This window comes from Stenotrophomonas sp. 278, from assembly GCF_003935715.1.
In the GTDB taxonomy this organism is placed as follows: Bacteria; Pseudomonadota; Gammaproteobacteria; order Xanthomonadales; family Xanthomonadaceae; genus Stenotrophomonas; species Stenotrophomonas maltophilia_AH.
In genome coordinates this window covers 1-26375 of sequence record NZ_RHPP01000011.1, presented here as the reverse complement: position 1 = coordinate 26375, position 26375 = coordinate 1, and the positions used below count along the sequence as shown (strand labels likewise).

At 66.6% G+C, this 26375-nt stretch carries 20 protein-coding genes; 5 read left to right on the top strand and 15 right to left on the bottom strand.

Annotated features, from left to right (window positions below; all coding sequences use genetic code 11):
* Positions 1-519: 519 nt before the first annotated feature.
* The 6 genes from EGJ34_RS03495 to EGJ34_RS03475 form a co-directional block, all read right to left on the bottom strand.
* Complete coding sequence (locus tag EGJ34_RS03495; RefSeq protein WP_125359150.1) at positions 520-783, bottom strand: hypothetical protein; 264 nt, start codon at positions 781-783, stop codon at positions 520-522.
* A gap of 565 nt (positions 784-1348) precedes the next feature.
* Positions 1349-1525, bottom strand: coding sequence for a hypothetical protein (locus EGJ34_RS22085; protein WP_185750049.1), 177 nt, complete (start codon positions 1523-1525; stop codon positions 1349-1351).
* A gap of 233 nt (positions 1526-1758) precedes the next feature.
* The gene (locus EGJ34_RS03490; protein ID WP_125359149.1) at positions 1759-3336 is read right to left on the bottom strand and encodes a DHA2 family efflux MFS transporter permease subunit; all 1578 of its coding nucleotides are present in this window, start codon (positions 3334-3336) and stop codon (positions 1759-1761) included.
* Between the two features lie 10 nt (positions 3337-3346).
* Complete coding sequence (gene emrA / locus EGJ34_RS03485; RefSeq protein ID WP_125359148.1) at positions 3347-4528, bottom strand: multidrug efflux MFS transporter periplasmic adaptor subunit EmrA; 1182 nt, start codon at positions 4526-4528, stop codon at positions 3347-3349.
* Positions 4529-4538: 10 nt separating this feature from the next.
* Positions 4539-6023: an efflux transporter outer membrane subunit gene (locus EGJ34_RS03480; RefSeq protein ID WP_125359147.1), complete on the bottom strand. Its 1485-nt coding sequence runs from the start codon at positions 6021-6023 to the stop codon at positions 4539-4541.
* Positions 6020-6463 carry a MarR family transcriptional regulator gene (locus EGJ34_RS03475; protein ID WP_125359169.1) on the bottom strand — a complete coding sequence of 148 codons (444 nt, stop codon included), beginning with the start codon at positions 6461-6463 and terminating at the stop codon, positions 6020-6022. Before EGJ34_RS03475 ends, EGJ34_RS03480 begins: the two co-directional genes overlap by 4 nt.
* A gap of 205 nt (positions 6464-6668) precedes the next feature.
* Between EGJ34_RS03475 and parC the strand changes: the two genes are divergently transcribed.
* Complete coding sequence (gene parC, locus EGJ34_RS03470; RefSeq protein ID WP_125359146.1) at positions 6669-8912, top strand: DNA topoisomerase IV subunit A; 2244 nt, start codon at positions 6669-6671, stop codon at positions 8910-8912.
* Between the two features lie 205 nt (positions 8913-9117).
* Here the strand turns inward: parC and bfr are convergent, their stop codons facing one another.
* Positions 9118-9606 (bottom strand): bacterioferritin, encoded by a 489-nt coding sequence (gene bfr, locus EGJ34_RS03465; protein WP_125359145.1) that lies wholly within the window; start codon positions 9604-9606, stop codon positions 9118-9120.
* A 150-nt stretch (positions 9607-9756) separates the two neighbouring features.
* Between bfr and EGJ34_RS03460 the strand changes: the two genes are divergently transcribed.
* Positions 9757-12126, top strand: coding sequence for a penicillin acylase family protein (locus EGJ34_RS03460; RefSeq protein WP_125359144.1), 2370 nt, complete (start codon positions 9757-9759; stop codon positions 12124-12126).
* A gap of 69 nt (positions 12127-12195) precedes the next feature.
* Here the strand turns inward: EGJ34_RS03460 and EGJ34_RS03455 are convergent, their stop codons facing one another.
* The 8 genes from EGJ34_RS03455 to map form a co-directional block, all read right to left on the bottom strand.
* On the bottom strand, positions 12196-13605 hold the full coding sequence (locus EGJ34_RS03455; RefSeq protein ID WP_125359143.1) for a cation:proton antiporter: 1410 nt from the start codon (positions 13603-13605) through the stop codon (positions 12196-12198).
* Between the two features lie 38 nt (positions 13606-13643).
* Entirely contained in the window at positions 13644-15338 is a 1695-nt protein-coding gene (asnB, locus tag EGJ34_RS03450) for an asparagine synthase B (protein ID WP_125359142.1), read from the bottom strand.
* A gap of 656 nt (positions 15339-15994) precedes the next feature.
* Positions 15995-17122: a succinyl-diaminopimelate desuccinylase gene (gene dapE / locus EGJ34_RS03445; protein WP_125359141.1), complete on the bottom strand. Its 1128-nt coding sequence runs from the start codon at positions 17120-17122 to the stop codon at positions 15995-15997.
* Positions 17119-17484 carry an arsenate reductase gene (locus EGJ34_RS03440; RefSeq protein ID WP_125359140.1) on the bottom strand — a complete coding sequence of 122 codons (366 nt, stop codon included), beginning with the start codon at positions 17482-17484 and terminating at the stop codon, positions 17119-17121. Before EGJ34_RS03440 ends, dapE begins: the two co-directional genes overlap by 4 nt.
* A gap of 31 nt (positions 17485-17515) precedes the next feature.
* A complete protein-coding gene (locus tag EGJ34_RS03435) occupies positions 17516-18928 on the bottom strand; it encodes a hypothetical protein (RefSeq protein WP_125359139.1) in 1413 nt (470 codons plus the stop codon).
* A gap of 258 nt (positions 18929-19186) precedes the next feature.
* A complete protein-coding gene (gene dapD / locus EGJ34_RS03430) occupies positions 19187-20236 on the bottom strand; it encodes a 2,3,4,5-tetrahydropyridine-2,6-dicarboxylate N-succinyltransferase (protein WP_125359138.1) in 1050 nt (349 codons plus the stop codon).
* A complete protein-coding gene (locus EGJ34_RS03425) occupies positions 20236-22875 on the bottom strand; it encodes a [protein-PII] uridylyltransferase (RefSeq protein ID WP_125359137.1) in 2640 nt (879 codons plus the stop codon). The genes dapD and EGJ34_RS03425 overlap by 1 nt, the downstream gene beginning before the upstream one ends.
* Positions 22876-22877: 2 nt before the next feature.
* Positions 22878-23651, bottom strand: a complete 774-nt coding sequence (gene map, locus EGJ34_RS03420; protein WP_260476889.1) for a type I methionyl aminopeptidase — start codon at positions 23649-23651, stop codon at positions 22878-22880.
* A 248-nt stretch (positions 23652-23899) separates the two neighbouring features.
* Between map and EGJ34_RS03415 the strand changes: the two genes are divergently transcribed.
* The 3 genes from EGJ34_RS03415 to EGJ34_RS03405 form a co-directional block, all read left to right on the top strand.
* Positions 23900-24424, top strand: coding sequence for a spore coat protein U domain-containing protein (locus EGJ34_RS03415; RefSeq protein ID WP_125359135.1), 525 nt, complete (start codon positions 23900-23902; stop codon positions 24422-24424).
* Positions 24425-24431: 7 nt separating this feature from the next.
* A complete protein-coding gene (locus tag EGJ34_RS03410) occupies positions 24432-25187 on the top strand; it encodes a molecular chaperone (RefSeq protein ID WP_125359134.1) in 756 nt (251 codons plus the stop codon).
* Positions 25188-25233: 46 nt separating this feature from the next.
* Positions 25234-26375, top strand: a 1142-nt coding sequence (locus EGJ34_RS03405; RefSeq protein WP_148100473.1) for a fimbria/pilus outer membrane usher protein, incomplete at its 3' end; no start/stop codon positions are given.

Genomic DNA, 26375 nt, shown 5'->3' with positions numbered 1-26375 from the left:
TGGAGGTTCGAGTCCTCTCCTGGGCACCATGACTCAGTAAATGATCAAACCCGCGCAAGCGGGTTTTTTCGTTTCTGGCGTTCGGATTGTGATCGAAATGCCGACCATCTCTGGAATGCTGGGGCCCGGTAGCGTCGGTCGACAGACGACGGCCGTGAAATCATCCACGCCCGGTAACGCATGAACTCGAATCGAAACGAACGCCCGGCGTGCCGACACTACGTCCCTGCCGCACTCATCCATTTCAGGGCGCTTCCGACATCACCGATTGCGGGGCAGATACCGATGGCCTAAGGTGCTTGCGTACACCCCGGTACCGTCTCTGCCCGTTGGCACGCGGCCGGGGTATTTTATGACCTCCGAACGGAGACGCACTTCTTCGTTCGCGGTCATGCCCTATCGCACCGATCACCGTTATCGGCGGTCGACTGTCGTGCGACCCTACCGGCGGCATTTCCGGTCGCATTTCCGGTCGCATTGCCCGTCGCATTGCCGGTGGCATTGCCGGATGCGAAGACATCACCCCGATGGCGGGGATTCGCCGCTGTGTGGATCTTCAACACCGACACCCATTACACCGGCCGCGTCGTCGCTTGCTTTGCGGATCGAGCTGCGCCGCAACTTTGCATCCCTCGCACGCGACTCCTGTGCATGCTGCACCAGCCGCGCCATGAACAAACGGATCGCCTCCGCCGGCGCCAAATCCAGACTCTTGGTCACGCCTTTGAAGTCGCGGCGCAGATCGTCTTCCACTCGCGCACGTAGCCAGACCGGCTTTTTCATCAGCGTACCCTCCGCCGGAACTGCGGGTGATGCATGTACGAACGTTGTGTTTGCATGGCAAACCTCCTGCAGAGTGCGCCCCCCGCCGGGATGGCGGAGGGTCGGGAGGTTAGAACCGTGAAATTTCGCGAGAAAAACGGCGGACATATTTCCCCCTTGCGGGGGTGTTGTATTAGCCACCCTCCCGACGCAGGACGTACGACTCCCACGCAGGACAGCATCGCGATATTTCGGAGATTCTACGCTCCGGGGCCTACCCTGCAGGAAACAGATGCCGATAAAAATAGGCATTTGCGCCACAATCGTGGCGGGTTTTTGGCGCTCGGGCAAATGGTGCGACGCAATTGGCGCGGTTGGTTTGCGGGAGGCTTGTGGGAGTAGTGGGTGCGCGCGACGGTGATGCAGGTGTCGCGCGTTCGTCGATGTTTCAATGTGTGACGTGCGTGCGCGTTTTTGTGGTGTTCGGTGACGGGATTGTTTGGTGTTCTGGGGCGCGTGCGTCATTGGGATCGTGCGAGGGGCGCGTTTCGATCCGGGGTTCATGCGTTAAAGAACGTTGGTCATTTCACGGCGATCGTCTGTCGACCGATCCCACCATTTTTTCAACCATTTGCATCAGGCCCAGCATCCCGGTGATGTCCAGCATCGCGGTGGTGGTCAGCATCGCAGTGATGCCAGCCGCTGCCGTTGCCGTTGCCGCTGCCGTTGCCGTTGCCGTTGATTTTCCGTGGCCGCCGACCATGTGTCGCGGGGCCATCGGATGGGGGGTACTGGACCGTTGAAAACATGGATGTTTTCGACGAGCCCCCATGGATGGGTTAACGGCGTGTCCCGTACCCCCCATCCGATGGCCCCAGGCACGTAGACCCGCAGCCGAGGGTTGCTCGCACGAATCCAACAGCAGCCGGGCAAGCCCGGCTCTACGTAGTCTGTCGATTGCCGATCAGCAGGCGGTGCGTCGAATGCCGACGAAGATCAGTGGCCGCCCGCGGAGGCGGCACCTGCGCCGGCACCGAAGGGGGGCTTGGCGAGCCACAGGAACGCGATGATCGCCAGGAACACCCAGCCCAGCAGGAAGAAGATGTCGTTGAAACCCATCTGCGATGCCTGGTGGTTGATGATGTTGTTCAAGGCCGCCGCACCATGTTGCAGGTCGCCCTGCCCCATCGCCGTGACCTGCTCCTGCATGCCCGGCTGATACACCGAGATGTGCTCGGTCAGATGCGCGTGGTGCTCCTGCGTGCGGTGCGCCCACAGCCACGTGGTCAGCGACGCTGCGAAGCTGCCGCCCAGCGTACGCAGGAACGTCGCCAGACCCGAACCCGCCGCAATCTCACGGCCGTCCAGGTCCGACAGCAGGATCTGCAGCACCGGCATGAAGAACAATGCCACGCCCACACCCATGATCAACTGCACCCCCGCCACGTGCGTGAAGTCCACCTGCAGGTTGAAGTTCGAACGCAGGAAACTCGTGAACGACAGGAACACGAACGCGAACGACGCAATCATCCGCATGTCGAAGCGCGACGCATACTTGCCCACGAACGGCGTCATGATCACCGGCAGGATGCCAATCGGTGCCGTCGCCAAGCCCGCCCAGATCGCCGTGTAGCCCATGTCACGCTGCAGCCATTGTGGAATCAGCAGCGACACACTGAAGAACGCCGCATACGCCACCACCATCGCCAGCGTGCCCGCACGGAAGTTGCGGTGGCGGAACAGGCGCAGGTCCACAATCGGGTCCTTGTCGGTCAGCTCCCAGATCAGGAACACCGCCAACGCCACCACCGCCACGCAGGCCAGCACCACGATTTTTGCCGAGGCGAACCAGTCTTCGTCGTTGCCCAGGTCCAGCACCAGCTGCAGCGCACCCACGCCGATCACCAGCGTGATCAGGCCGATGTAGTCCATTTTCGGCTTTTCAATGTGCTCCGGCCGACCCTTCAGCTGGCTACCCACCACCAGTGCCGCGAAGATGCCCAGCGGCACGTTGATCAGGAAGATCCATTCCCAGCTGTAGTTGTCGGTGATCCAGCCGCCCAGAATCGGGCCGCAGATCGGGGCCACCACCGTGATCATCGCCAGCAGCGCCAGCGCCTGCCCCCGTTTCTCGCGGGGATAGATCGACACCAGCAGCGACTGCGTGATCGGGTACATCGGCCCCGCCACGAAACCCTGCAGCGCGCGCGACACCACCAGCATGCCCATGCTCTGCGCCAGGCCACACAACAGCGAGGCCACCACGAACGACAGCGTCGCCCAGATGAACAGCTTGGTTTCGCCGAAGCGACGGCTCAACCAGCCGGTCAGCGGCAGCGCGATCGCCGTGCTCACCGCGAACGAGGTGATCACCCAGGTGGCCTGCTGCGAGCTGGCCCCCAGGTTGCCGGCGATGGTCGGCAGCGACACGTTGGCGATGGTGGTGTCGAGCACCTGCATGAACGAGGCCATCGCCAGGCCTGCAGTACACAGCGCGACATTGGCCGGCCGGAAGGCACCGGCCACCGACGGCGCGCCCCGGGTGCCGGGCGCGGTAGGAGCTTGTGCGGACATCGTTTCGGTCTCAGCTCGCCTTGGCCTGCTGCGGCAGGTTGGCCTGGATGATGGTGTGGATCATGTCGTCGGCACTGTGCAGCTGCTTGGCGTACACGTCGGTGTCGAACACCTGGCCCTTGGCGGCCTCGGTCGGCAGCACCGTGCCCTTCTGGTCGCGCAGGCTCACTTCAGCCTTCATCGACAGGCCAATGCGCAGCGGATGTTCGGCCAGCTGCTTCGGGTCGATGGCGATGCGCACCGGCACGCGCTGCACGATCTTGATCCAGTTGCCGCTGGCGTTCTGCGCCGGCAGCAGCGAGAACGCCGAACCGGTACCCAGGCCCAGGCTGTCGATGTGGCCGGTGTAGTGCACCTCACCGCCGTACAGGTCCGACTTCAGCTCCACCTCCTGGCCCAGGCGCATGTGGCGCAGCTGGGTTTCCTTGAAGTTGGCTTCCACCCACATCTGTTCGGTCGGCACCACCGCCATCAGGGCGTTGCCCGGCTGCACGCGCTGGCCGACCTGCACCGAACGACGCGCCACGTAACCGGTGACCGGTGCGACGATGCCGGCACGGGCGTTGTTGAGGAAGGCCTGGCGCAGCTGCGCGGCCGCGGCCTGCACGTCCGGCTGGGTCGCGATCACGGTGTCGTCGACCAGCGCGCGGCTGCGCTCGAAGGTCTCGCGCGAACCGGCCACGGCCGCTTCAGCGGCGGCCAGCTCGTCACGGGCGTGCGCCAGTTCTTCGTTGGAGATCGCACCCGTGGCGGCCAGGTCCTTGCGGCGGGCGAAGTCTTCGCGCACGCGCTTGAGGGTGACGTTGCGGGCATTCAATTCGGCCTGCGCACCTTCCACGCTGCGGTACAGGCCGCGCACTTCACGCACGGTCTTGGCCAGGGTGGCCTCGGCCTGTTGCAGTGCCACTTCGGTATCGGCCGGGTCCAGCTGCACCAGCAGCTGGCCGCGCTCCACGCGCATGCCGTCGTCGGCGTTGATCGCCACCACGGTGCCGCTTACCAGCGGGGTGATCTGCACCTGGTTGCCCTGCACGTAGGCGTCGTCGGTTTCTTCGAACCAGCGGCCGAACATGAAGTACCACAGGGCAAACGCGGCCAGCAGCAGGACCACGATGACCACAAGGCCGCGCAGCAGCTTGCCGCGGCGGGACGGAGCTGCCGGCGCGGCAGCGGGAGCAGAAGTCTGGCTCATGAACGTTGTCTCAGGAATGCGTGGAATCAGTGGGGGCGGCGAGCGTGGCGGTGTCGCTGGACGGGGTGAATCCGCCGCCCAGCGCCTGGCTCAACTTCACCGAAACAAGAATCTGGCGGGACTGCAGCTCGGCCAGGCGCTTCTGCGCCACCAGCAGCTGCTCTTCCACCACCAGCACGTCGAGGTAGCTGCCAATGCCGGCGCGGTAGCGCTGCTGGGCCAGGTCCTGCGCGGCCTGCGCGGTGTCCAGCGCCTGCTGCTGGGCCGTGGCCTGGTCGGCCAGCGAGCGCACCGCGTTGACCTGGTCGGCCACTTCGCGCAGCGCACCGACCACCGACTGGTTGTAGTCGGCGACGGCCAGGTCGTACTGCGCGTCGGTCTTGTCCAGGTTGGCGCGCAGGCGGCCGCCGTCGAAGATCGGCAGGCTCAGTGCCGGGCCCAGGAAGGCGAAGGTGGAGCTGCTCTTGAGCAGCTGGTCCACTTCGCTGTTGACCACGCCGCCGAGTGCGGTGAGGTTGAGGCTGGGATAGAACTTCGCCTTGGCCGCATGGATCTCCTTGCCGGCCGCTTCCACGCGCCAGCGCGCGGCGACGATGTCGGGGCGACGGCCGAGCAGTTCGCTGGGCAGCACGCCCGGCAGCTGCAGCGCCAGCGGGTTGAGCACCTGCGGACGTTCGATCTGCAGCCCGCGGTCCGGGCCCTGCCCGACCAGCGCGGCCAGTGCGGTGCGGGCTTCGTCGATCTGCTGCTGCGCGGCCTGCAGCTGCTGCTGCGCGGCCGGAATACGGGTTTCGGCCTGGCGCACCTGCAGGTCGCTGTCGATGCCGGCACTGCGGCGCTGCTGGGTCAGCTTCAGCGTCTTCTGCGCACGCTCCAGTTCGCCATTGGCCACGTCATGCAGCTGCCAGGCGTAGCCGAGCTGGGCATAGGCTTCGGCGATGGCGGCCGACAGATCCAGACGCGCGGCCTGTGCATCCACTTCGGCGGCATGGCCGCTGTCCACGGCCGCCTCCCAGGCGGCGCGCTTGCCGCCCCACAGGTCGATGCCATAGCTGAAACTGAGATACGCCTGGCCGCTGCCCGCGTAGCTGCCGCCGCGTTCTTCGCCGACCATCGATTCGGGCAGGCGCACGCCGGTGTAGCCACCGGAGGCATTCAGGCTGGGCAGCCGGTCGGCACGCGCGGTGCCGATCTGCGAACGCGCCTGGCGCAGGCGCGCGTCAGCCGCGTCCAGGCCGGGGTTGTGCTGCAGGCCTTCGGCGATCAGCGCGTCGAGCTGGGGATCCCCCAGCGCGCGCCACCAGTCGGTGGCCGGCCAGCCGGGCTGGCTCAGGTCCTGGCCGGCCAGCGTGCGCTGGCTCTGCAGGTGGTCGGGATCAAGCAGCTGGCCCTGCGGTTGCAGGCCGCCGGTGCTGGCGCAGGCGGACAGCGCCAACGCCAGTGCGGCCGGCAGCAGTGGCTGCAGCCGGAAGGTGCGGGAAGTAGAAGTGGTCATGGCGTCGTCAGGGAATCGCGAACACGGGTCAACAGGGAAAGCAGCTGGGCACGCTCGTCGGCGCTCAGGTCACGCATGGCGTCGTTGATGGTGGCCTCGCCGCGCAGCTTGAGCCGCGCCCACAGCGCGCGGCCCTCGTCGGTCAGCACGATCTGCAGCGCCCGCCGGTCCTGGGCGTGCGGCTCACGGCGCACGCAGCCCAGCGCTTCCAGCTTGTCCAGCAGCCGGGTCACCGCGCTCGGCACCTGGTCCAGCGCCTGGGCCAGTTCGTTGGCGGTACATGGCGCGCGGAACGACAGCACCTTCAGGCCCAGGTAGTGGGTGAAGCCGATGTCCAGGTTCTCCTCGGCCATCGAGATGTCGAGCTGGCGCATCAGGCCGTCGCGGACCTGGCGCAGCAGCAGACCCAGGCTGGGCGGGGTGGTTTCGGGGCAGATCATCATGGGTGCGCACTTTACTTCCATCCAATATATTTCTCAATGGAAATATTTAAGATGGAAGCAATTCGACTGTGACTGCATTCAGCAGCGTGATGAAGAGGGTCTATTTCTTCACATGGCTTGGCATCCCCCGCCGCATCCGGATAATCGACCGCCTGCGAGGGCGACAGCCGTCGCCGTCCTTTGCCACAGGTAACAATCCCGCATGACCGATCTAGCCCGACCCGTGTTCCACGGCTTTGAACAGCTGCCCCTGCGCGAGTACGCCGAACGGGCGTACCTGGATTACTCGATGTACGTGGTGCTGGACCGCGCCCTGCCGTTCATCGGCGACGGGCTGAAACCGGTGCAGCGGCGCATCATCTATTCGATGAGCGAGCTGGGGCTGAATGCGGCCTCCAAGCCTAAGAAGTCCGCGCGCACCGTCGGTGACGTCATCGGTAAGTACCACCCGCATGGCGACAGCGCCTGCTACGAAGCACTGGTGCTGATGGCACAGCCGTTCTCGTACCGCTACCCGCTGATCGAGGGCCAGGGCAACTTCGGCTCCAGCGACGACCCGAAGTCGTTCGCGGCAATGCGTTACACCGAATCCAAGCTGACCCCGATCGCCGAAGTGCTGCTCGGCGAGATCAACCAGGGCACCACCGACTGGGTGCCGAACTTCGACGGCACGCTGGAAGAGCCCACCTGGATGCCGGCGCGCCTGCCGCACCTGCTGCTGAACGGCACCACCGGCATCGCCGTGGGCATGGCCACCGACGTGCCGCCGCACAATCTCAACGAGATCGTCAGCGCGCTGCTGCACCTGCTGGATGATCCGGACGCGAGCATCGCCGACCTGTGCGAGCACGTGAAGGGTCCGGACTACCCGAGCACGGCGGAAATCATCACTCCGCTGGCCGACCTGCGGCAGATGTACGAAACCGGCAACGGCAGCGTGCGCGCGCGTGCCACCTTCGTGAAGGAAGGCAACAACATCGTGGTGACGGCCCTGCCGTTCCAGGTCTCGCCGTCGAAGGTGATCGAACAGATCGCCGCACAGATGCGGGCCAAGAAGCTGCCGTGGCTGGAAGACCTGCGCGACGAATCCGACCACGCCAATCCGGTGCGGCTGGTGCTGCTGCCCCGCTCCAACCGTGTCGATGCCGAACAGCTGATGGGCCACCTGTTCGCCACCACCGACCTGGAGCGCAGCTACCGGGTCAACATGAACGTTATCGGCATGGACGGCCGTCCGCAGGTGAAGAACCTGAAGATGCTGCTGAGCGAGTGGCTGCAGTTCCGCCAGGCCACCGTGACCCGCCGCCTCAACCATCGCCTGGAAAAGGTCGAGCGTCGCCTGCACCTGTTGGAAGGCCTGCTGGTGGCGTTCCTCAACCTGGATGAAGTGATCCACATCATCCGCACCGAGGACGAACCCAAGGCGGCGCTGATCGCGCGCTTCGGGCTGAGCGAAGACCAGGCCGAGTACATCCTGGAAACCAAGCTGAAGCAGCTGGCGCGCCTGGAAGAAATGAAGATCCGCGGCGAGCAGGACGAGCTGGCCAAGGAGCGCGACAAGATCCAGTCGATCCTGGACAGCAAGGCCAAGCTGAAGAAGTTGATTCGCGACGAGCTGACCGCCGACGCGAAGAAGTTCGGCGACGCGCGCCGTTCGCCGCTGGTGCAGCGTGGCGCGGCACAGGCCATCGATGAAACCGAGCTGGTGCCGAGCGAGCCGATGACCGTGGTGCTGTCGGAGAAGGGCTGGATCCGTGCGGCCAAGGGCCACGACATGGACCCGTCCACGCTGAACTACCGCGAAGGCGATGCGCTGCTGGGCTTCGCGCGTGCGCGCAGCACCCAGCAGGTGGCGTTCCTGGACAGCGAGGGTCGCGCCTATTCGACCGCGATCCACACCCTGCCCTCGGCCCGTGGCAACGGCGAACCGCTGACCGGCCGCTTCTCACCGGCCGCCGGCAGCGCCTTCATGACCCTGGCCAGCGGCGAGAACGCCACCCGCTTCGTGCTGGCGTCCTCGCACGGCTATGGCTTCGTGACCCGCTTCGAGAACCTGGTGGGCCGCAACAAGGCCGGCAAGGCGATGCTCAACCTGACCTCCGGTTCGAAGGTGCTGACGCCTTCGGTGGTGGCCAACGCCGAGACCGACCGCATCGTCGCGGTGACCAGTTCGGGCAACCTGCTGGCCATTCCTGCCAGCGAGCTGCCGGAACTGGACAAGGGCAAAGGCAACAAGATCATCGAGATCCCCAAGGCCAAGCTCGCCACCGAGCGCGTGGTCGCGGTGGTCGCGGTGTCGCCGGGCAACACCCTGCAGGTGCACAGCGGTGCGCGCACCATGAACCTGTCGTTCAAGGACCTGGAGCAGTACCTGGGCGCACGTGCAACGCGCGGCCACCTGCTGCCGCGTGGCTGGCAGAAGGTGGAAGGGTTGAGCGTGGAGTGACCCACGTGGTGCCGGGCTCTGCCCGGCACCGCACCCACAAAAAAACCGGGGATTTCCCCGGTTTTTTTGTGGGTTGCTGGCGGGCCTTGGCTGGCTGGCGACCGGATGAATCTTCCGGAATTCGCCCGACCAACGGTCGGGCGCTACCGACGGTGATGCAATAGATCACCGGTAGGTGCCGACCGTTGGTCGGCACACAGATGAATCAATGCGCGGCGGTGCCCTTGGCTTCGATCTTGCTGGTCTGGTACAGGGCCAGGCCGATGCGCTTGATCAGGCTCAGCTGCTGTTCCAGCCACCAGGCGTGGTCTTCCTCGGTGTCCTTCAGCTGCACCAGCAGCATGTCGCGGCTCACGTAATCCTGATGCTGCTCACACAGCTTCATGCCGGCAGCCAGGTTGTTGCGCACGCTGTACTCGGTGTCCAGGTCCTTGCGCAGCATTTCTTCCACGGTTTCACCGGGTTCGAACGCGTGCGGACGCATGTCGGGGTTGCCACCCAGGAACAGGATGCGGCGCAGCAGCGCGTCGGCGTGCTGGGTTTCCTCTTCCATCTCATGGTTCAGGCGTTCGTACAGCGCGAACAGTCCCTGGTCCTCGTAGCGGCGCGAATGGATGAAGTACTGGTCGCGTGCTGCAAGCTCGCCGCGCAGCAGTTCCTTCAGGCAGGCGATGACGTCCGGGTGACCTTTCATGGGGGGCTCCTTGTGAATCGATGCGCGCATGGTGCCCTATCTTTTCCGATGGTGATCTAATCGGAATCAGTCGCAGTTGCGCTCGCAGCCCGCATTCACGCGTCATCGACAGGGCCTACAATCGGCCTTCCACCGGAGGGGAGTCGCGGGATGCGTCGTTGGCTGAAGCGGGTGCTGGGCTTGGTGCTGCTGGTAGCGGTTGTCGGGATTGCCCTGGTCTGGTGGCTGCTGCGCGGCAGTCTGGCTCTAATGGACGGGGAACACACGCTGGCCGGCCTGCAGGCCCCGGTCACGGTGCAGCGCGATGCGCTTGGGGTGGTCACCATTGATGCCGCCTCCCCGGCCGATGCGATGCGCGCCCTGGGCCAGGTGCATGCGCAGGAACGCTATTTCGAGATGGACCTGATGCGCCGCGCGGCGGCCGGCGAGCTGGCCGAGCTGTTCGGACCGGCGGCCGTTGACGTGGACAAGCGCATGCGGGTGCACCGGCTGCGCACGCGCACCGATGCGCATCTGGATGCGGCGATGGGCAGCCAGGCGGCGGTGCTGCAGGCCTATGTGGACGGCGTCAACGCAGGCGTGGACGGCCTGCGCGTACGCCCCTGGCCCTACCTGCTGCTGCGCCAGACACCGGCGCGCTGGAGCGCCACCGACTCGATACTGACCGGGCTGGCGATGTATGCCGACCTGCAGGACCCAGGCAACCAGACCGAACTGGCGATGACCCGGATCCGCGAGGTGGTGCCGCCGGCGTTGTATGCGCTGCTGGCGCATGATGGCAGCGAGTGGGATGCGCCGTTGTTCGGGGAGGCGCGAGGGAATGCGGTGTTGCCGGGGGCGGAACAGCTTGACCTGCGTGACGACCAACGGTCGTCACCCACCGGTGTCCGAGGGTCATCACCTACCGACGTCGCCACGGCCGCGGTGCAGGAGGCGGAGGTGAAAGGCAGCAACAACTTCGCGGTGGCCGGGGCGTTGACCGCGGACGGCCGCGCCATCGTGGCCGATGACATGCATCTGGGCCTGCGCGCGCCCAGCCTGTGGTTCCGGGTGCGGCTGCGTTACCCCGATCCCGCCGCTGCGGGCGGCAAGGTCGACGTGAGTGGATTCTCGCTGCCCGGCCTGCCGGCAATCGTGGTGGGCAGCAACGGGCATGTGGCCTGGGGCTTCACCAACAGCTACATCGACACTGCCGACTTCAAGCCGGTACCCGCGCATGCGCCGGGCATCCGCACGTACAACGAGCGCATCCGCGTGGCAGGTCAGCCCGCCGTGACATTCGTCGTGCGCGAGACCGAATGGGGTCCCATCCTGCACGAACGCGCGGACGGCAGCGGCGAAGCGCTGCGCTGGACCGCCCAGTTGCCGGGCGCGGTTCGCCTGGACTTTGCCGAGATGGCGCGCGCGGGTGACCTCGACCAGGCGCTGGCGATCGCGGATCGTGCCGGCATTCCCACCCAGAACCTGCTGCTGGCCGACAGTCGCGGCCGGATCGCGTGGCGGTTGCTGGGCGCACGCCCCAACCGTGCACCGGCCTGCCCGCCCAATGGTTTCAGCACGAGGCCCCCAGCCGACTGCGCGCCGTGGCCGATCCGCAGCGATGATGCGCCGTCCTTGATCGACCCGCCCACGCACCGGCTGTGGACCGCCAATGGCCGGGTGCTCGACGGCGAGGCACTGTCCGTTGCCGGCAATGCCGGCTATGACCTGGGCGCGCGCGGCCGGCAGATCCGCGACGACCTGTTCGCCAAGGAAGGCTTCACCGAACAGGACCTGCTGGCGATCCAGCTGGACGACCGTGCGCTGTTCCTTGAACGCTGGTATACGCTGCTGCGGCAGGTGGTGACGCACAGCGACGACCCGTCGCTGAAGCGGCTGGAGGCGGCCACCCGCACCTGGGAGGGGCATGCCTCGGTCGATTCGGTCAGCTACCGGATCACCCGTGGCTTTCGCGGCCGGGTGCTGGAAGCGGTATCGGACGGCCTGCTGGCACCAGCCAGGGCAGAACTGGGCGAGGACTACCTGGAACCCCGCCTGGCGCAGCTGGAAGGCGTGCTGTGGCCGCTGGTGAGCGAGCGTCCGGCGCATCTGCTGCCGCCGCCCTACCCCAGCTGGGATGCGCTGCTGGTGGATGCCGCGCATGGGCTTGAGGGCGAGCTGGCCGCACGTGGCCCGGATCTGGGCAAGCGCACTTACGGCGAACTCAACACCGCGGCGATCTGCCATCCGGTCAGCCGCGCCCTGCCCGCGTTCGCCAAGCGCTGGCTGTGCATGGCGGCCGACCCGCTGCCCGGCGACAACAACATGCCGCGCGTGCAGGGACCGTCGTTCGGTGCTTCGCAACGGATGGTGGTGTCCCCCGGGCACGAGGCCGACGGCATCATCCATATGCCGGGTGGGCAGAGCGGCCATCCGCTTTCGCCGTTCTGGGGGGCTGGGCATGCGGATTGGGCGCAGGGCAAGCCGACGCCGTTCTTGCCGGGGAAAGCCGTGCATACGATGACATTGACGCCGCAGTGATTCGCGTCGTCAGACAGAAGTCACGACCAACGGTCGTGACCCACCGGATCATCCTGCGTGCCGGGTAGGTCACGACCGTTGGTCGTGACCGCGAACGTTGCGCCGCTCGATCAGATTCAACAACGGCCCGGTCATGGCGGTGGTCACCAGCGCCATGATCACCAGCACCGCAAACAGGCGGTCGCCCAGCAGGCCCAGTTCGTAACCGAGATTGAGCACGATCAGCTCCATCAGGCCACGGGTGTTCATCAGCGCACCCAGCCGCCACGCCTCACGCGTTTCCAGCCCGGCACTGCGCGCCGCACTGAAGGTGCCGAGCAGTTTGCCCACGGTGGCCACCGCGATCACCAGCAGGCACAGCAGCAGATCGCTGGCGTGAAGCGCATCCGCGCGCATGCGCAGGCCGGTCATGGCGAAGAACAGCGGCAGCAGCAGGGTGACCGCGAACGGTTCCACTTTGGCGATGAGCAGCGTGCGCAACTGGGTATTGGCCGACACCGCCACCCCGGCGGCAAACGCGCCGAACAGGGCATGGATGCCCAGCACTTCGGTGACCAGCGCACTGGCAAGGGCCAGCAGCAGCACCCCCAACAGCCAGCGACCTTCGCTGCCGGGTTGCACCGTCTGTCGCGCGAACCACGGTTTCACCGCGCCCAGCATCAGCGCGACGAAGGCCACCACACACAGCAGGTTGAGGCTGGCGGTAAGCCACCCGGTGGCCTGCGCAGCGGCCACGATCAGCGCCAGCAGGCACCACGCGGTGGCGTCGCCCAAGGCGGCACAGGCAATGGCAGTCTGGCCCAACGGGGTGTGGGTGATGCCACGATCCGCCAGGATGCGCAGCAGCACCGGGAAGGCGGTGATGCTCATGGAAATGCCGACGAACAGCGCGAAGGCGGTAAAGCCCACGCCCTGCGGTCCATGGTCGGGGTACAACCAGATCGCCAGCAGCACCCCCAGCACGAACGGCACCGCGATGCCGGCATGGCTGACAGTGAAGGCAAAGCGGCGGCGGCCACGCAGTGCGCCCAGGTCAAGTTCGGCACCGGCCACCAGCAGGAACATCAGCACACCGAGCTGGCTGAGCATGCCCAGCGGGCCTAGTGATGTGGCCGGGAACAGCGCGCCATGCAGGCCGGGCAGCAGGCTGCCCAGCACCAGCGGGCCCATCATCAGCCCGGCCGCCATCTCGCCGATCACCGCCGGCTGACCGATTCGTTTCAACAGCGCGCCAGCTCCTTTGGCCACCACCAGCAGCACCAGAAGCTGCAGCAGGAAAAGGCCCAGCGGCGACGCCAGGTGCTGGGCCCAGTCGCTGCCGATGACCTTTTCGGCCTTGGCGGCGACGGTGGGCATGCCCGGACCGGCATAGCGCGCCAGCGCCAGGCCGATGGCCAGTGGAATCCCGGCCCAGGCCAGGTAGTGCCAACCCCATTTCATCGGCCGTGACCCGCCCCTGCTCTGTGCGTCCATGAACATGCCCTTGCGTGAGGGGCGATGATAACGCGGCGGGGTTGTTACGCGCTGATCGCCTGTTCGTGCACCCCCGCTACAGCGCGGCCAGAGGGGTCGGCCATGGCGGCAAAGCTGGCATCCCAGGCGATCGCGGCCGGCGAAGAGCAGGCAATCGACTTGCCCCCGGGCACGGTCTCGGCGGCGGCCTGGGTGGGGAAGAACTGCTCGAACAGGTGGCGGTAGTAGTACGCCTCCTTGGTCTGCGGCGGGTTGTGCACGAAGCGCTTGTCGGCGGCCGCCATGACCCGGTCGCTGACCTGGCCTTCGGCGTGCGCCTTCAGGCCGTCGATCCAACCGTAGCCGACGCCGTCGCTGAACTGCTCCTTCTGCCGCCACAGAATCGAGTCCGGCAGGTAGCCCTCGAACGCCTCGCGCAGTACGGCCTTCTCGATTCGCCGCGCGCCCCCCGCTCCCTGCCCGACCATCTTGTGGCGGGCATCGATGCGCATGGCTGCGTCGAGAAACTCACGGTCCAGGAACGGCACCCGCGGCTCGACGCCCCAGGCCATCATCGACTTGTTCGCGCGCAGGCAGTCGTAGTTGTTCAGCGCGTCCAGCTTGCGCACAAGTTCTTCATGGAACTCGCGCGCATTGGGTGCCTTGTGGAAGTACAGGTAGCCGCCGAATATTTCGTCGCTGCCTTCACCGGACAGCACCATTTTTACCCCCATGGCCTTGATGCGTCGCGCCAGCAGGAACATCGGCGTGGACGCGCGGATGGTGGTGACGTCGTAGGTTTCCACGTGGCGGATGACTTCTGGCAGCGCATCCAGGCCTTCCTCGAAGGTGTACTCGAAGCCGTGATGCACGGTACCCAGCGCCTCGGCAGCGATGGCGGCGGCGGCGAGATCGGGCGAGCCTTCCAGGCCGATGGCGAACGAGTGCAGACGCGGCCACCACGCTTCACTCTGGTCGCCGTCTTCAATGCGATGGCGCGCATAGCGTGCGGCCACGGCAGCGACCAGCGAGGAATCCAGGCCACCGGACAGCAGCACCCCATAGGGCACGTCGGTCATCAGCTGACGGTGAACGGCACGCTCGAACGCTTCGCGCAGCGCGACACGGTCAGCTTCCACGCCTTCGACTGCAGCGTAGTCACGCCACGGCCGCTCGTAGTAACGGGTGAGCGTATCGGTGGCGCTGTCATACCAGTGGCCGGGCGGGAACTGGGCGGCGTCCGCGCAGATGTCGACCAGCGATTTCAGCTCTGACGCGACCACCAGTCGGCCGTCCTGGTCATGCCCCCAGTACAGCGGCACCACCCCGATGGGATCACGCGCGATCAGTACGCGCTGCTGGTCACGGTCCCACAGGGCGAAGGCGAAAATGCCGTTGAGCCGGTTGAGGAACGAGGCGGGCGTGTCTTCGCGATGCAACGCGTTGATGACCTCGCAGTCCGAACCGGTCTGGAAGGCATACGGCTGGGTAAGTTCGGCCTTGAGTTCACGGTGGTTGTAGATTTCGCCGTTGACGGCCAGGGCCAGACCGCCATCCTCGGACAGCAGCGGCTGCGAGCCGCCGGCGGGGTCGACGATGGCCAGGCGCTCGTGCACCAGCACGGCACCGGTGTCGACGTACACGCCGCTCCAGTCGGGCCCGCGATGGCGCTGGCGCTGCGAGAGATCCAGCGCGCGACGGCGCAGGGCAGGAAGATCATCTCCGGCCTGAAGGCCGAACATTCCAAAGATCGAACACATGGGAACAGCTCCTGATGATGGGGGAATACACGTGTTGCAGGCATTCGACCGGCCACCCAGGCCCGGATGTGAAAAACCCGGACCATAAAAAAACCCGCATCGACCGATGCGGGTTTTCTGGTATCCGGGCGTATTTCTGGTTCTAGCCCTGGTCGCAGTCCCGCATCGGCCGCGCACGATTATTCGCGCGCAGATTATTGCGGTTGTTATTGACGGCGGTGGTCAGGGGCGAGGCCATGGATCGAACGTACCCGGAATATTTCGGGCGTGCAACTGTTGCTGTCGCAACTTACTTGGATTGCATGGGCTGGGTGCCGCGGGGCTGTGCCCGGCCCCTCGATACGTGGTCGGTGGCCATGGGAAATGCCACGGCAACGGCGTCTGCGTTCCGAGGTCATGCGTTACCGGATGTTGGGGATTTCACGGCCGTCGTCTGTCGACCGACGCTACCGGGACAGACCCGCGCGTGGATTTTGATTTTCGTTGGCCACCGACCCACTGTCGGGGCGGGTCGGGGTGGGTTGGAGGGGGCGTGAGCCGCATGGATGCGGCGATCGAGCCTACAGGGACGTACTTGCGGCGTCCCCCGGAATGCCCACCCCGACCTGCCAACACACGGAACCGATGACCACCGGCTGTTCGCCCAGATCCAGCAGTCAGGCCAGCAGGCGCTCGATGAGGCGCTGGTAGAGGGCTGGCAGGGCTTCGAGGTCGGCGACGGAGACGTTTTCGTCGACCTGGTGGATGGAGGCGTTGACCGGGCCGACTTCAATGCACTGCGCGCCCAGCGGGGCGATGAAGCGGGCGTCGGAGGTGCCGCCGCCGGTGCTTTCTTCCGGGGCCGCGCCGGCGAACTCACCCAGTACCTGCCGGGCCACGCTGCGCAGCGTGCCTTCCGGGGTATAGAACGGTTCGCCGCTGCGGTGCCACTTCAGCGTGTAATCCAGCGCGTGCGCGTCCAGCATCGCGGTGATCGCCGCTTCCAGCTTCGGCGCGTTCCAGTGCGGGTTGTAGCGCAGGTTGAACAGCACCTGCAGCTCGCCGGGAATGACGTTGTTCGCGCCGGTGCCGGCGTGGATGTTGGACACCTGCAGGCTGGTCGGCGGGAAGCTTTCGAAACCATCGTCCCAGTGTCTCGCGGTCAGCGCCGCCAGCGCCGGCGCGGCCAGGTGGATCGGGTTGCGCGCCTTGTGCGGATACGCCACGTGGCCCTGCACGCCTTTCACCGTCAGCGTGCCCGACAGACTGCCGCGCCGGCCGACCCGCAGCAGGTCGCCCAGCACCGCCGTCGACGACGGCTCTCCGGTGATGCACCAGTCGATGCCCTGCCCGCGTTCGCGGAAGATGTCCGCGACCCGACGCACACCGTCGATGGCGTCGCCTTCCTCGTCGCTGGTCAGCAGAACCGCCAGCGTGCCTGGATGTTGCGGGTGCGCTTTCACGAACTGCTCGGCCGCCACCACGAACGCCGCCACGCTGCCCTTCATGTCCGCCGCACCGCGCCCGTACAGCACGCCGTCGCGCACCTCCGGAGCGAACGGATCGCTGGCCCAGGCCTCGCGCGGGCCCGGCGGCACCACATCAGTGTGGCCCAGCAGCACCAGCACCGGCGCGCCCTGCCCGTGGGTGGCCCACAGGTTGTCGACCTCGCCCAGACGCAGGTGCTCACACTGGAAGCCGGCCGCCTGCAGACGATCGGCCAGCAGCATCTGGCAGCCGGCATCGTCCGGCGTCACCGACGGCCGCGCGATCAGTTCACAGGTCAAGGCAACAACGTCGTTCACGAGCCCACTCCGAAACGCTGCTTGAACCCGTTGTCACTGAAGCCCTGGCTGACCGTGCCGTCTGCAGTCACCACCACGGGTCGCTTGATCAGCTGCGGGTACTCGCGCAGCAGCAGCTTCCACTCCGCGTCGGAGGCGGCGGCCTTGCGGTTGTCCGGCAGCTGCCGCCAGGTGGTCGATGACTTGTTCACCATTGCGCCCAGGCCGCCCAGCTGCGCCGCCCACTCCAGCAGCGTCTCGGGCGACGGCTTGTGCTCGCGGTAATCCACGAAGGTGTAACCCACACCGAACCGGTCCAGCCACTTCGTGGCCTTCTTGCAGGTGTCGCAGTTCTTCAGTCCGTAAATGATGGTTTCGCTCATGCCCGGATCATACCGCAAGGCCCTGCCCTGCTCAGGTCAGCAACTGGCTCAGCAGCAGCCGCTGCCAGGAACGCAGGCCGGACGGCAGCGAAACTGCCGGCCCCAGCAGCGGCACGCCGCCCGCGTCGACCAGTTCCGTCGCCTGCTCCTGCATGAACACCCGCAGGGTCTCCAGGGTGGCGTCGTAACGCGGTGCATTCAGCGGATTGGCCTGGTCCAGATGCTGAAACACGGTATCGATGTCGAGCAGCATCTGTGCACGTGCGCGCAGGTCCGGTTGCAGCGACGTGCCTTCGGCCTGCAGCGAAGACATCACATGCTGAGTACAGGTGATGGCGTGCTCCCGCGTCTCGCGGACGGTCACCACATCGCCATCGGCAAGCGCTGCGGCCGCGCCGCCAAGGCGCGAGAGCGGGCCGTCGCGATCCGCGTCGAAATGAGGGACGGGGCGAGGGGCGCTGACGGCCGCCGAGGCGGCTGCCTGCACATGCCCTCCCTCTTCCAGCCGGAGCGCCAGCCAGGCCTGCACGTAGGGGTCCTGCCGCGACAGCCACTGTTGGTAATAATGCGGCGCATAACGCAACCTGCAATCAAATCCCGGCCGCGCCTGTTCTGCCTCTGCACCGCTGTCGGAAGGACGACGGCGCACTTCTTCGATGCAGGTTCTGACCAGTCGCGCGACGCGGAACTGGCGGTCTTTGTCTTCGGCATCCGCGCCTTCGCCCTGGACAGCCTCCAGCTGCCGCAGATACAGCACGGCGTGACGCGCGATCAGGCCCAATGTGGAGCTTTCACAGCGTCGCAGGAACTGCGGCTGCCTATCCAGCAGCATGTGCATGGTGACGAGAAGCGCATCAGCCGCCGTACGCTGCGAAGGCGCGTCTGTCGCCGCGACCAGGCGCTGTTCCGACGCACGCAGCGTGCTGATCAGCCCGAGCGCCACCTCGCCGCCCGTCAGCGGCTCATGCAGTCGGCTGCGAACCGCCGCGCGGAACTTCGGCTCGAGGACCTCGCAGATCAGACGCGCACAGTGATCACTGAGCGCGTGACAGGTGATCAGCTCGCCCAGATGGAACATGATCACCCCGCAGGTCTCCAGCAGCATGCTTCCCTGCCGCTGGATCAGCACGGCGCAGGACTCCATCAACGCGACCAGTCGCGCGGTGTCGGGCGGGATTCGAGCACGCGCGCGCCATACCAGGCACATGATATTGAGCGCTTTGCCGATGCTGCAGCTGCTGAGTCGATAGCGACGCTGCGTCGGGCCCAACGCGATGCTCTCACGCAGCAACTGAAGCAGCACATCCTGGTCGCCGTACAGGGTGCCGACGTCGTGTCCGGCGACCATCCGCGAATACAGCGCCGCGATCATCGCGCCCGACGGCGGATCCACGCCCAGCCGGAAATCGCCACAGGGCGGGGCGTTGAACAACGCGAGCAGCACCTGCTCAGCCAGCAGCCGGGGCTCGGAAGGGGGCACCTGGGCGGCGCGGGGCGGCGACAGCGCGCGCGGCCGCGATGCCAAAGGTACGGGCGAAACAGCAGGGTTCATGGACGTCCTTCATGCCGGGAAAGAAATCAGCGCGTGCGGACACGACGCATCCCGAGCATAGCGACGCCGCCCGCAGGCGGCGTTCGGTGAACTCCTAGCTGTAGCGCAAACCTGCCAGGCACCACGCCGTCAGCGCGGTGCCTGCGACATTCAGTCGGCCAGGCCGCGCAGCAGGTCGTTGACGCTGGTCTTGCTGCGGGTCCTGGCGTCTACCTGCTTGACGATCACCGCGCAGTAGAGCGAGTGCGTGCCGTCCTTGCTCGGCAGCGAGCCGGATACCACCACGCTGTACGGCGGAATGTAGCCGTAGCTGATCTCGCCCGTGGCACGGTTGTAGATGCGGGTGCTCTGGCTCAGGAACACGCCCATGCCGATCACGCTGTGGTGGCCGACCACGACGCCTTCAACCACTTCCGAACGCGCACCGATGAAGCAGTGATCCTCGATGATGGTCGGGCTGGCCTGCAGCGGTTCCAGCACGCCGCCAATACCGGCACCGCCGGAAAGATGGCAGTGCTTGCCGATCTGCGCGCAGGAACCCACCGTGGCCCAGGTGTCGACCATGGTGCCTTCGCCCACATGCGCGCCGATGTTGGTGAAGCTGGGCATCAGCACCACATCTTTTCCGAAGTAACTGCCGCGGCGCGCGATCGCACCCGGCACCACGCGCACCCCGGTGCGGCGGAACTTCGCCTCATCGAAGCCGGCGAAGCGCGATTCCACCTTGTCCCAGAACGGTGCCGGACGTGCATCCACCACGCCCATGTCGTTGACGCGGAAATACAGCAGCACCGCCTTCTTCAGCCACTCGTTGACCTTCCAGCCACCGTGGCCATCCGGCTCGGCAACGCGGAATTCGCCGGTTTCCAACCCGTCAATGACACGGTTGACCAGCGGCTTGGTCGAACCTTCAATCTCATGCAGGGTCAGCATGGCGCGACGTTCGAAGGCACTTTCAATGCCGAACTTCAGCTCTTCCACGCCGGGTGTCGCCGGCTTGCGCAGCGACTTGCGGGCAATGGTTTCGGCACGCTTGGCGGCGGTTTCAGCGGCGGTGGCGGCCGCCTTCTTCGCCGGCGCTTTCTTCGCGGCAGCCACGGCCTTCTTCGCTGCGGGCTTCTTCACAGCCGGGGCAACGGCAGCAGTCTTTTTGGCCGCTGCGGTCTTCGCGGCGGTCTTCTTGGCGGGCTTGGTGGCCATCAGGGGGTATCTCCGGCTTTTCGATCAGGATCCAGGCAGGTCAGCATCGCGTCATGCAGCTGCTGCCGGGCGGTTTCAGTCAAGGGTTGGTCGTGCTCGTCACTGATCACGAACATGTCTTCGGCGCGTTCGCCGAAGGTGGCAATGCGTGCGTCGTGCACACGCAGGCCCTGGTTGCGCAGTACAAAAGCCACGTCGGCCAGCAGCCCGGGGCGATCCGGCGCCACCAGGCTGAAGCGGGTACTTCCGGCTTCATTGTCGCTGGCATCGCGGAACTCGATGCGCGGTGCGAAGCGGAAGTGACGCAATTGGCGTGGAATCACCCGCCGCGACGGGCGCAGCCGGGTCAGGTCGCCGGAAAGTGCCTCGCGCAACGCAGCTTCCAGGCGCGGCGCATCACCGTCGGCGAAGCTGTCAGCCGGGGTCACTTCGAAGGTATCGAAGATGGTATCAACCGGACCGTCCAGCACGCGCGCACGATGGATGCCATAGCCCTTGCGGTCCAGCGTCATCACAATTGCCGCGAACAGGCCATCGCGGTCTGGCGAGTGCACGAACACTTCCAGCGCATGGTCGTCCGGGGTGATGCGGCGCACTTTCACCAGGGTCTGGCCCTGCTTCACCGGCACCAGCGCTGCGGCCTGCCACGCCAGCTGCTCGGGCCGCAGGCGGATGAAGCTTTCGTCGGGCATGACCGCAAACTGGCGGTCGATGGTGGCATCGTCGTAACCGCGCTCGCGAACCAGTGCGCGCACCGACTCGCGTGCTTCCTGCACGCGCTCGGCAGCGGGCATCTGGTTCTCCAGGCCGTCGCGCAGCGCGCGGCGCGCGGCGAAGTACAGGTCGGCCAGCAGGCGGTCCTTCCACGCGTTCCACAGCTTGGGGCTGGTCCCGGCGATATCGGCGCAGGTCAGCAGGTACAGGTAATCGAGGCGATCACGGCTGGCCACCAGCGAGGCGAAACGATGGATAACGTCCGGGTCGGAAATGTCCTGCTTCTGCGCGGTCACCGACATGCGCAGGTGCTGCTCGACCAGCCAGGCCACCAGCTCGGTATCCGACGTGCTCAGCGCGTGCGCCTGGCAGAATTCGCGCGCGTCCACCGCGCCGAGCTCGGAATGGTCGCCGCCGCGGCCTTTGGCGATGTCGTGGAACAGACCGGCCAACAGCAGGAGTTCCGGCTTGCGCAGGCGGGGCCACACCTCATGCGCGATCGAGAAGCGCTCGTCGGCGCGGCTGCTGGCGAACAGGCCAATGTTGCGCAGGACCATCAACGTGTGCTGGTCCACGGTGTACACATGGAACAGGTCGAACTGCATGCGCCCGGACACCTGCGCGAACGCCGGAATCCACTGCCCGAGCACGCCCAGCCGCGCCATCCGCGCCAGCGTGTCCACCGCGCGCGGGCTGCGCATCAGGGCCATGAACTGCCCACGTGCGTCGGCGCTGGCTTCGGTGTAGGACGGCAGCACCGCCAGCGATTCAGCCAGCGCGCGCGCGGTCAGCGAATGAAGCCCGCGGACGTCCGGGTTGTAGGCCCAGCTGGCGAACAGCGCGAATACCTGCTGGATGTCTCCCTGCGGCCACTGCGGATCATTGGCGGCGAGATAACCACGACGCAGCGAGAAACCGACGCTGACCGGCTCGGGCACCGCCTCACCGTCGAACTGTTCCTCGAAGCGCTGCAGCAGGCGGTCGCTGATCCGTCGCACCACCGTGGCGCTGCGGTAGAAGCCTTGCATCATCTTTTCCACCGCGAGGCTTTCCACATCGTCGTGGAAGCCCAGGCGCGCTGCCAGGGTTTTCTGGTAGTCGAAGCGCAGGCGCTCTTCAGGCCGGTTGGCGACCAGGTGCAGGCCGAAGCGCAGCTGCGCCAGCGCGCAGCGCTCGCGCCGAAGCGCGGTGGCTTCGTCCAGGCCCAGATGGCCCAGGCCGACCAGGGCCTCCAGTTCGCGCACCCCGAACGCGCGCAGCGCCATCCAGCCGAGCGTATTGAGGTCGCGCAGCCCACCCGGGCCGTCCTTGATGTCCGGCTCCAGGTTGTCGGCGGTGTCGCCGAAACGCTGGTGACGGGCCAGCAGTTCGTCGCGCTTGGCCACGAAGAACGCCTGCGGTGGCCACAGTGCGTCGTCATTGATCGCACGCTTCAGCAACTGCCGCGCCGCCTCGTCGGCGACCAGTGGGCGCGATTCCAGCAGGGCGGTGAATACGGTCTGGTCGGCGCTGGCGGTCACGCAATCCTGCGCCGAACGCACCGCATGACTGACCGGCAGGCCGCAGTCCCAGAGCAGCGCGAACAGGCGCGCCAACCCCGCTTCGTGCGCGTGTTGTGCCGCCGGTTCGCCGAGCACCAGCACGTCGATATCCGAACGCGGGAACAGTTCGCCGCGCCCGTAGCCGCCAACTGCAAACAGCGCCAGCCCCGTGTCGGCGGGCAGACAGCGCTGCCAGGCGAGACGGATCAGGTGGTCGGCGGCACGGGCGCGCAGCGCCAGCAGACGCTCGATGTTGTCGCCCTGGTCAAACCGGCGGTACAGGCGGGCGTCGGCCTGCTGGAGGCTCTGCCGGGCCAGCGCCGCCCACTCGGGGTCGGCGACGGCATCGGCCGGCGCGTCCAGGACAGGGCTCGCCGGCAACATGCTCAGACCTGCGATTCGCCGGGCGCGAGGGTCAGCACATCCACGCCGGTCTCGGTGACCGCGATCATGTGCTCCCACTGCGCCGACAGCTTGCGGTCCTTGGTGACCACGGTCCAGCCGTCCGGCAGCACCTTGTTGTAGCGGGTGCCTTCATTGATCATCGGCTCGATGGTGAAGGTCATGCCCGGCTGCAGCACCAGCCCCTGCCCCGGGCGGCCGTAATGCACCACCTGCGGCTCGTCGTGATAGACCTTGCCGATGCCGTGGCCGCAGTACTCGCGGACCACGCTGAAGCGCTCGCCTTCGGCCAGGCTCTGGATGGCATGCCCGATGTCGCCCAGGGTTGCCCCCGGCTTGACCGCGCGGATGCCGGCCCACATGGCCTGGTAGGTCACATCGACCAGACGGCGTGCCATCACCGACGGGGTGCCGACGAAGTACATGCGGCTGGTGTCGCCATGCCAGCCATCCTTGATGACGGTCACGTCGATGTTGATGATGTCGCCGTCCTTGAGCACCTTGCCTTCGCTGGGGATGCCGTGACAGATGACGTTGTTGACCGACGTGCACACCGTCTTGGGGAAGCCGCGATAGCCAACATTGGCCGGCGTGGCCTTCTGCACGTTGATGATGTGGTCGTGGCAGATGCGGTCGAGCTCTTCAGTGGTCACGCCCGGCTTCACATGCGGGGTGACGATGTCGAGCACCTCGCTGGCCAGCCGGCCGGCGACGCGCATCATTTCGATTTCCTGGGGGGTTTTCAGATTCACGCTCATGCCCGCCATTATCGCTGATTCCGCGGCCAGTCTGAACGGGCCGGGGCGCATCGGGCGGACCTCCGGCCTTCCAGGGACCCCGTACCTGCGCCCGGCGGAACGTAGAAAATGTGAAAAGCGGCCAGATTTCCTCACGTTTCGCCCACGACCGCGCATTTATAAGGAAACCGCGTCCCTGCGGCGCGCCTCCCCGGCCCCACGGCGGTATCGACTCGTTCATCCAGGACCCCCGTCCAAGGAGAAAACCCATGCGATCCCTTCGACCTGTGCTGTTCAGCTTTACTCTGCTGGCCCTGGCGTCCCCTGCCCTGGCCGCCGACACCACCACGTTCAACGTGCGCATCATCATCACCAAGGCCTGCACGATCACCGCCGCAGCCGCCACCGACGTCGACTTCGGCTCGGCGCTGTCCACCGCGACCACCCCGTCCAATGCGCAGGGCTCGGTCACCGCCCAGTGCTCGGCGTTGACCCCGTATACGATCGCACTCAATGCCGGTGCCAATGCCGCCACCGCCAACGACGTCACCACCCGGCGCATGATCAACACCGACGCGGCGGTCACCACCAACAACTACGTCGGCTACCAGCTGTATTCCAACGCGACCCGCACCACGGTCTGGGGCGCAACAGCGGGCACCAATACCGTGGCAGGCACCGGCAACGGCCTCGCGCAGGCGTATCCGATTTACGGCCAGGTCGCCAATCCCAGCGTGAACAACGCTGCGACCGGTAACTACCAGGACACCGTCACCGCCACCATCACCTACTGAGGGTGCCATGTCGGATACTGAACGGAGCCGCGCGCGGCCTTCCGGACGGTGCCTTGTTGCCTGCGTGCTGCTGGCGGCGCTGACTGCCGCCGGCACCCACGCCGCCAGCCTTCAGGTCGCGCCGACGTCGCTGCAGCTGACTTCCCGCCAGAACGCCGAAGCACTGTGGATCAGCAACAGCGGCACTGCGCCGGTAGACGTCCAGGCGCGCGTGTTCCGCTGGACCCAGCGCGATGGCCGCGACGAACTGGAGCCCACCTCGGAACTGGTGGTGAGCCCGCCGATGCAGGCACTGGCGGCGGGGCAGCAGCAGCTGATCCGCGTGGTCCGCGCCGATCCCCAGCCGCCGACCGGCCAGCTCGCCTACCGTGTCATCGTCGATGAGGTGCCGCCCCTCGACCCGAACCGCGAAGGCATGCAGTTCGTGCTTCGCTACTCGCTGCCGGTGTTCGTGCAGCCCGACGACGACGCACCGGATGCGCCGGACCTGCAGGCCTCCCTGCTGACCCAGGCCGACGGCACCCTGGCGCTGGAAGTACGCAATCTGGGTACCACCTATGCCCAGCTCGCCGACCTGGCCATGGGCACGCCCGAGCGACCCCAGGTGTTCAAACCCGGCCTGGTGGGCTACGTGCTCAGTGGCCAGACCATGCGCTGGCCGCTGGACATCACCGCAGCGCGCCTCAACGGCGCAATCCTATCGGCAAAGATCAATGGCGCTTCGCAAGCCACGCCACTGCCTGCGACGCCACCGGCTCGCTGAGGCCTGCGTGCGCGTCGTCCTGGCTGCCGCTGCGGTCTCGCCCGGAATGCTGGCACTGCCGGCCGCCGCCGCTACGGCCCCGGCCGACAGCGGCGCGGAGATCGGCGGCCTGGGGGCCGCCGACGATGTGATGTTGCCGCCGCCGACCCCGCTGACAGCCCCGCAGACGCTGTACCTGGATGTCACGCTCAACGGCACTCCGCGTGGCCTGCTGCCGTTCACCGAATCGGCAGGCCAACTGCGTGCCGACCCGGCAGTGCTGCGCCAGCTGGGATTCGCCGCGCGCGGCGACGCGCCCGTGCCGCTGGAGCAGATCAGCGGTGTGGTGGTGCGTTATGACGCCGCCATGCAGACCCTGGCGCTTGAGGTCCCGCTGGAGCAGCTGGACCTGCCGACCACCGAACTCGGCCAGGCGCGCGAAACCACGCCGGTGGCCAGTGCCTCCCCGGGCGCACTGCTCAACTACGACGTGTACGCCAGCCAGAACGAGGACGCGGGAAATCTCGCGCTCACCACCGAGGCACGCGTGTTCGGGTTGGGCCGCGGGGTGCTGCGCAGCAGCCAGTTGCTGCGCACCTACCAGGAGGGCGATGGCGGCGGCTGGCGTGGCGAGAGCGTGCGCCTGGACAGCCGTTGGGAGCTGGATTTTCCGGATCAGGCACTCACGCTCACCGTGGGCGACTTCTTCAGCGGCTTCGTCGACTGGAGCCGACCGGTGCGGATGGGCGGCATCCAGATCGGCCGCAACTACGGCCTGCAGCCCTACCGGGTGCTGACCCCCACGCCCAGCTTTCTTGGCGAAGCCGTGGTGCCGTCCACGGTTGAGCTGTATGTGGATGGCCTCCGCCAATACAACGGCGAAGTGCCGGTTGGCCCATTCCAGCTGGGCGCACAACCCGGCATCAGCGGCACCGGCAACGCGCAGGTGGTGATCACCGATGCCTATGGCCGCATGCAGACCCTGGATTTCTCGTTCTACGGCACCCAGCAGCTGCTCGCCGAAGGCCTTTCCGACTGGTCGGCGGGCATTGGCCGCATGCGGCGCGATTACGGCATCCGCTCGTTCTCCTATGACGACGCCACCATTGGCAGCGCGACCTGGCGGCGCGGGATAAGCAACCGGTTCACCGCCGAACTGCACGCCGAAGGCGGCGGCGGGGTGGCCAGCGCCGGGGCCGGGGGCTGGTG

Excerpts from the sequence above, each read along its gene's own strand:
- EGJ34_RS03475 (WP_125359169.1), bottom strand. The coding sequence starts at position 6,463 with ATGATCTGCCCCGAAACCACCCCGCCCAGCCTGGGTCTGCTGCTGCGC.
- parC (WP_125359146.1), top strand. The coding sequence starts at position 6,669 with ATGACCGATCTAGCCCGACCCGTGTTCCACGGCTTTGAACAGCTGCCC.
- asnB (WP_125359142.1), bottom strand. The coding sequence starts at position 15,338 with ATGTGTTCGATCTTTGGAATGTTCGGCCTTCAGGCCGGAGATGATCTT.
- EGJ34_RS03455 (WP_125359143.1), bottom strand. The coding sequence starts at position 13,605 with ATGTTCATGGACGCACAGAGCAGGGGCGGGTCACGGCCGATGAAATGG.
- EGJ34_RS03480 (WP_125359147.1), bottom strand. The coding sequence starts at position 6,023 with ATGACCACTTCTACTTCCCGCACCTTCCGGCTGCAGCCACTGCTGCCG.
- EGJ34_RS03490 (WP_125359149.1), bottom strand. The coding sequence starts at position 3,336 with ATGTCCGCACAAGCTCCTACCGCGCCCGGCACCCGGGGCGCGCCGTCG.
- EGJ34_RS03460 (WP_125359144.1), top strand. The coding sequence starts at position 9,757 with ATGCGTCGTTGGCTGAAGCGGGTGCTGGGCTTGGTGCTGCTGGTAGCG.
- EGJ34_RS03495 (WP_125359150.1), bottom strand. The coding sequence starts at position 783 with ATGAAAAAGCCGGTCTGGCTACGTGCGCGAGTGGAAGACGATCTGCGC.
- EGJ34_RS03410 (WP_125359134.1), top strand. The coding sequence starts at position 24,432 with ATGTCGGATACTGAACGGAGCCGCGCGCGGCCTTCCGGACGGTGCCTT.
- EGJ34_RS22085 (WP_185750049.1), bottom strand. The coding sequence starts at position 1,525 with ATGGTCGGCGGCCACGGAAAATCAACGGCAACGGCAACGGCAGCGGCA.
- map (WP_260476889.1), bottom strand. The coding sequence starts at position 23,651 with ATGAGCGTGAATCTGAAAACCCCCCAGGAAATCGAAATGATGCGCGTC.
- emrA (WP_125359148.1), bottom strand. The coding sequence starts at position 4,528 with ATGAGCCAGACTTCTGCTCCCGCTGCCGCGCCGGCAGCTCCGTCCCGC.
- EGJ34_RS03440 (WP_125359140.1), bottom strand. The coding sequence starts at position 17,484 with ATGAGCGAAACCATCATTTACGGACTGAAGAACTGCGACACCTGCAAG.
- dapD (WP_125359138.1), bottom strand. The coding sequence starts at position 20,236 with ATGGCCACCAAGCCCGCCAAGAAGACCGCCGCGAAGACCGCAGCGGCC.
- EGJ34_RS03415 (WP_125359135.1), top strand. The coding sequence starts at position 23,900 with ATGCGATCCCTTCGACCTGTGCTGTTCAGCTTTACTCTGCTGGCCCTG.
- EGJ34_RS03425 (WP_125359137.1), bottom strand. The coding sequence starts at position 22,875 with ATGTTGCCGGCGAGCCCTGTCCTGGACGCGCCGGCCGATGCCGTCGCC.
- bfr (WP_125359145.1), bottom strand. The coding sequence starts at position 9,606 with ATGAAAGGTCACCCGGACGTCATCGCCTGCCTGAAGGAACTGCTGCGC.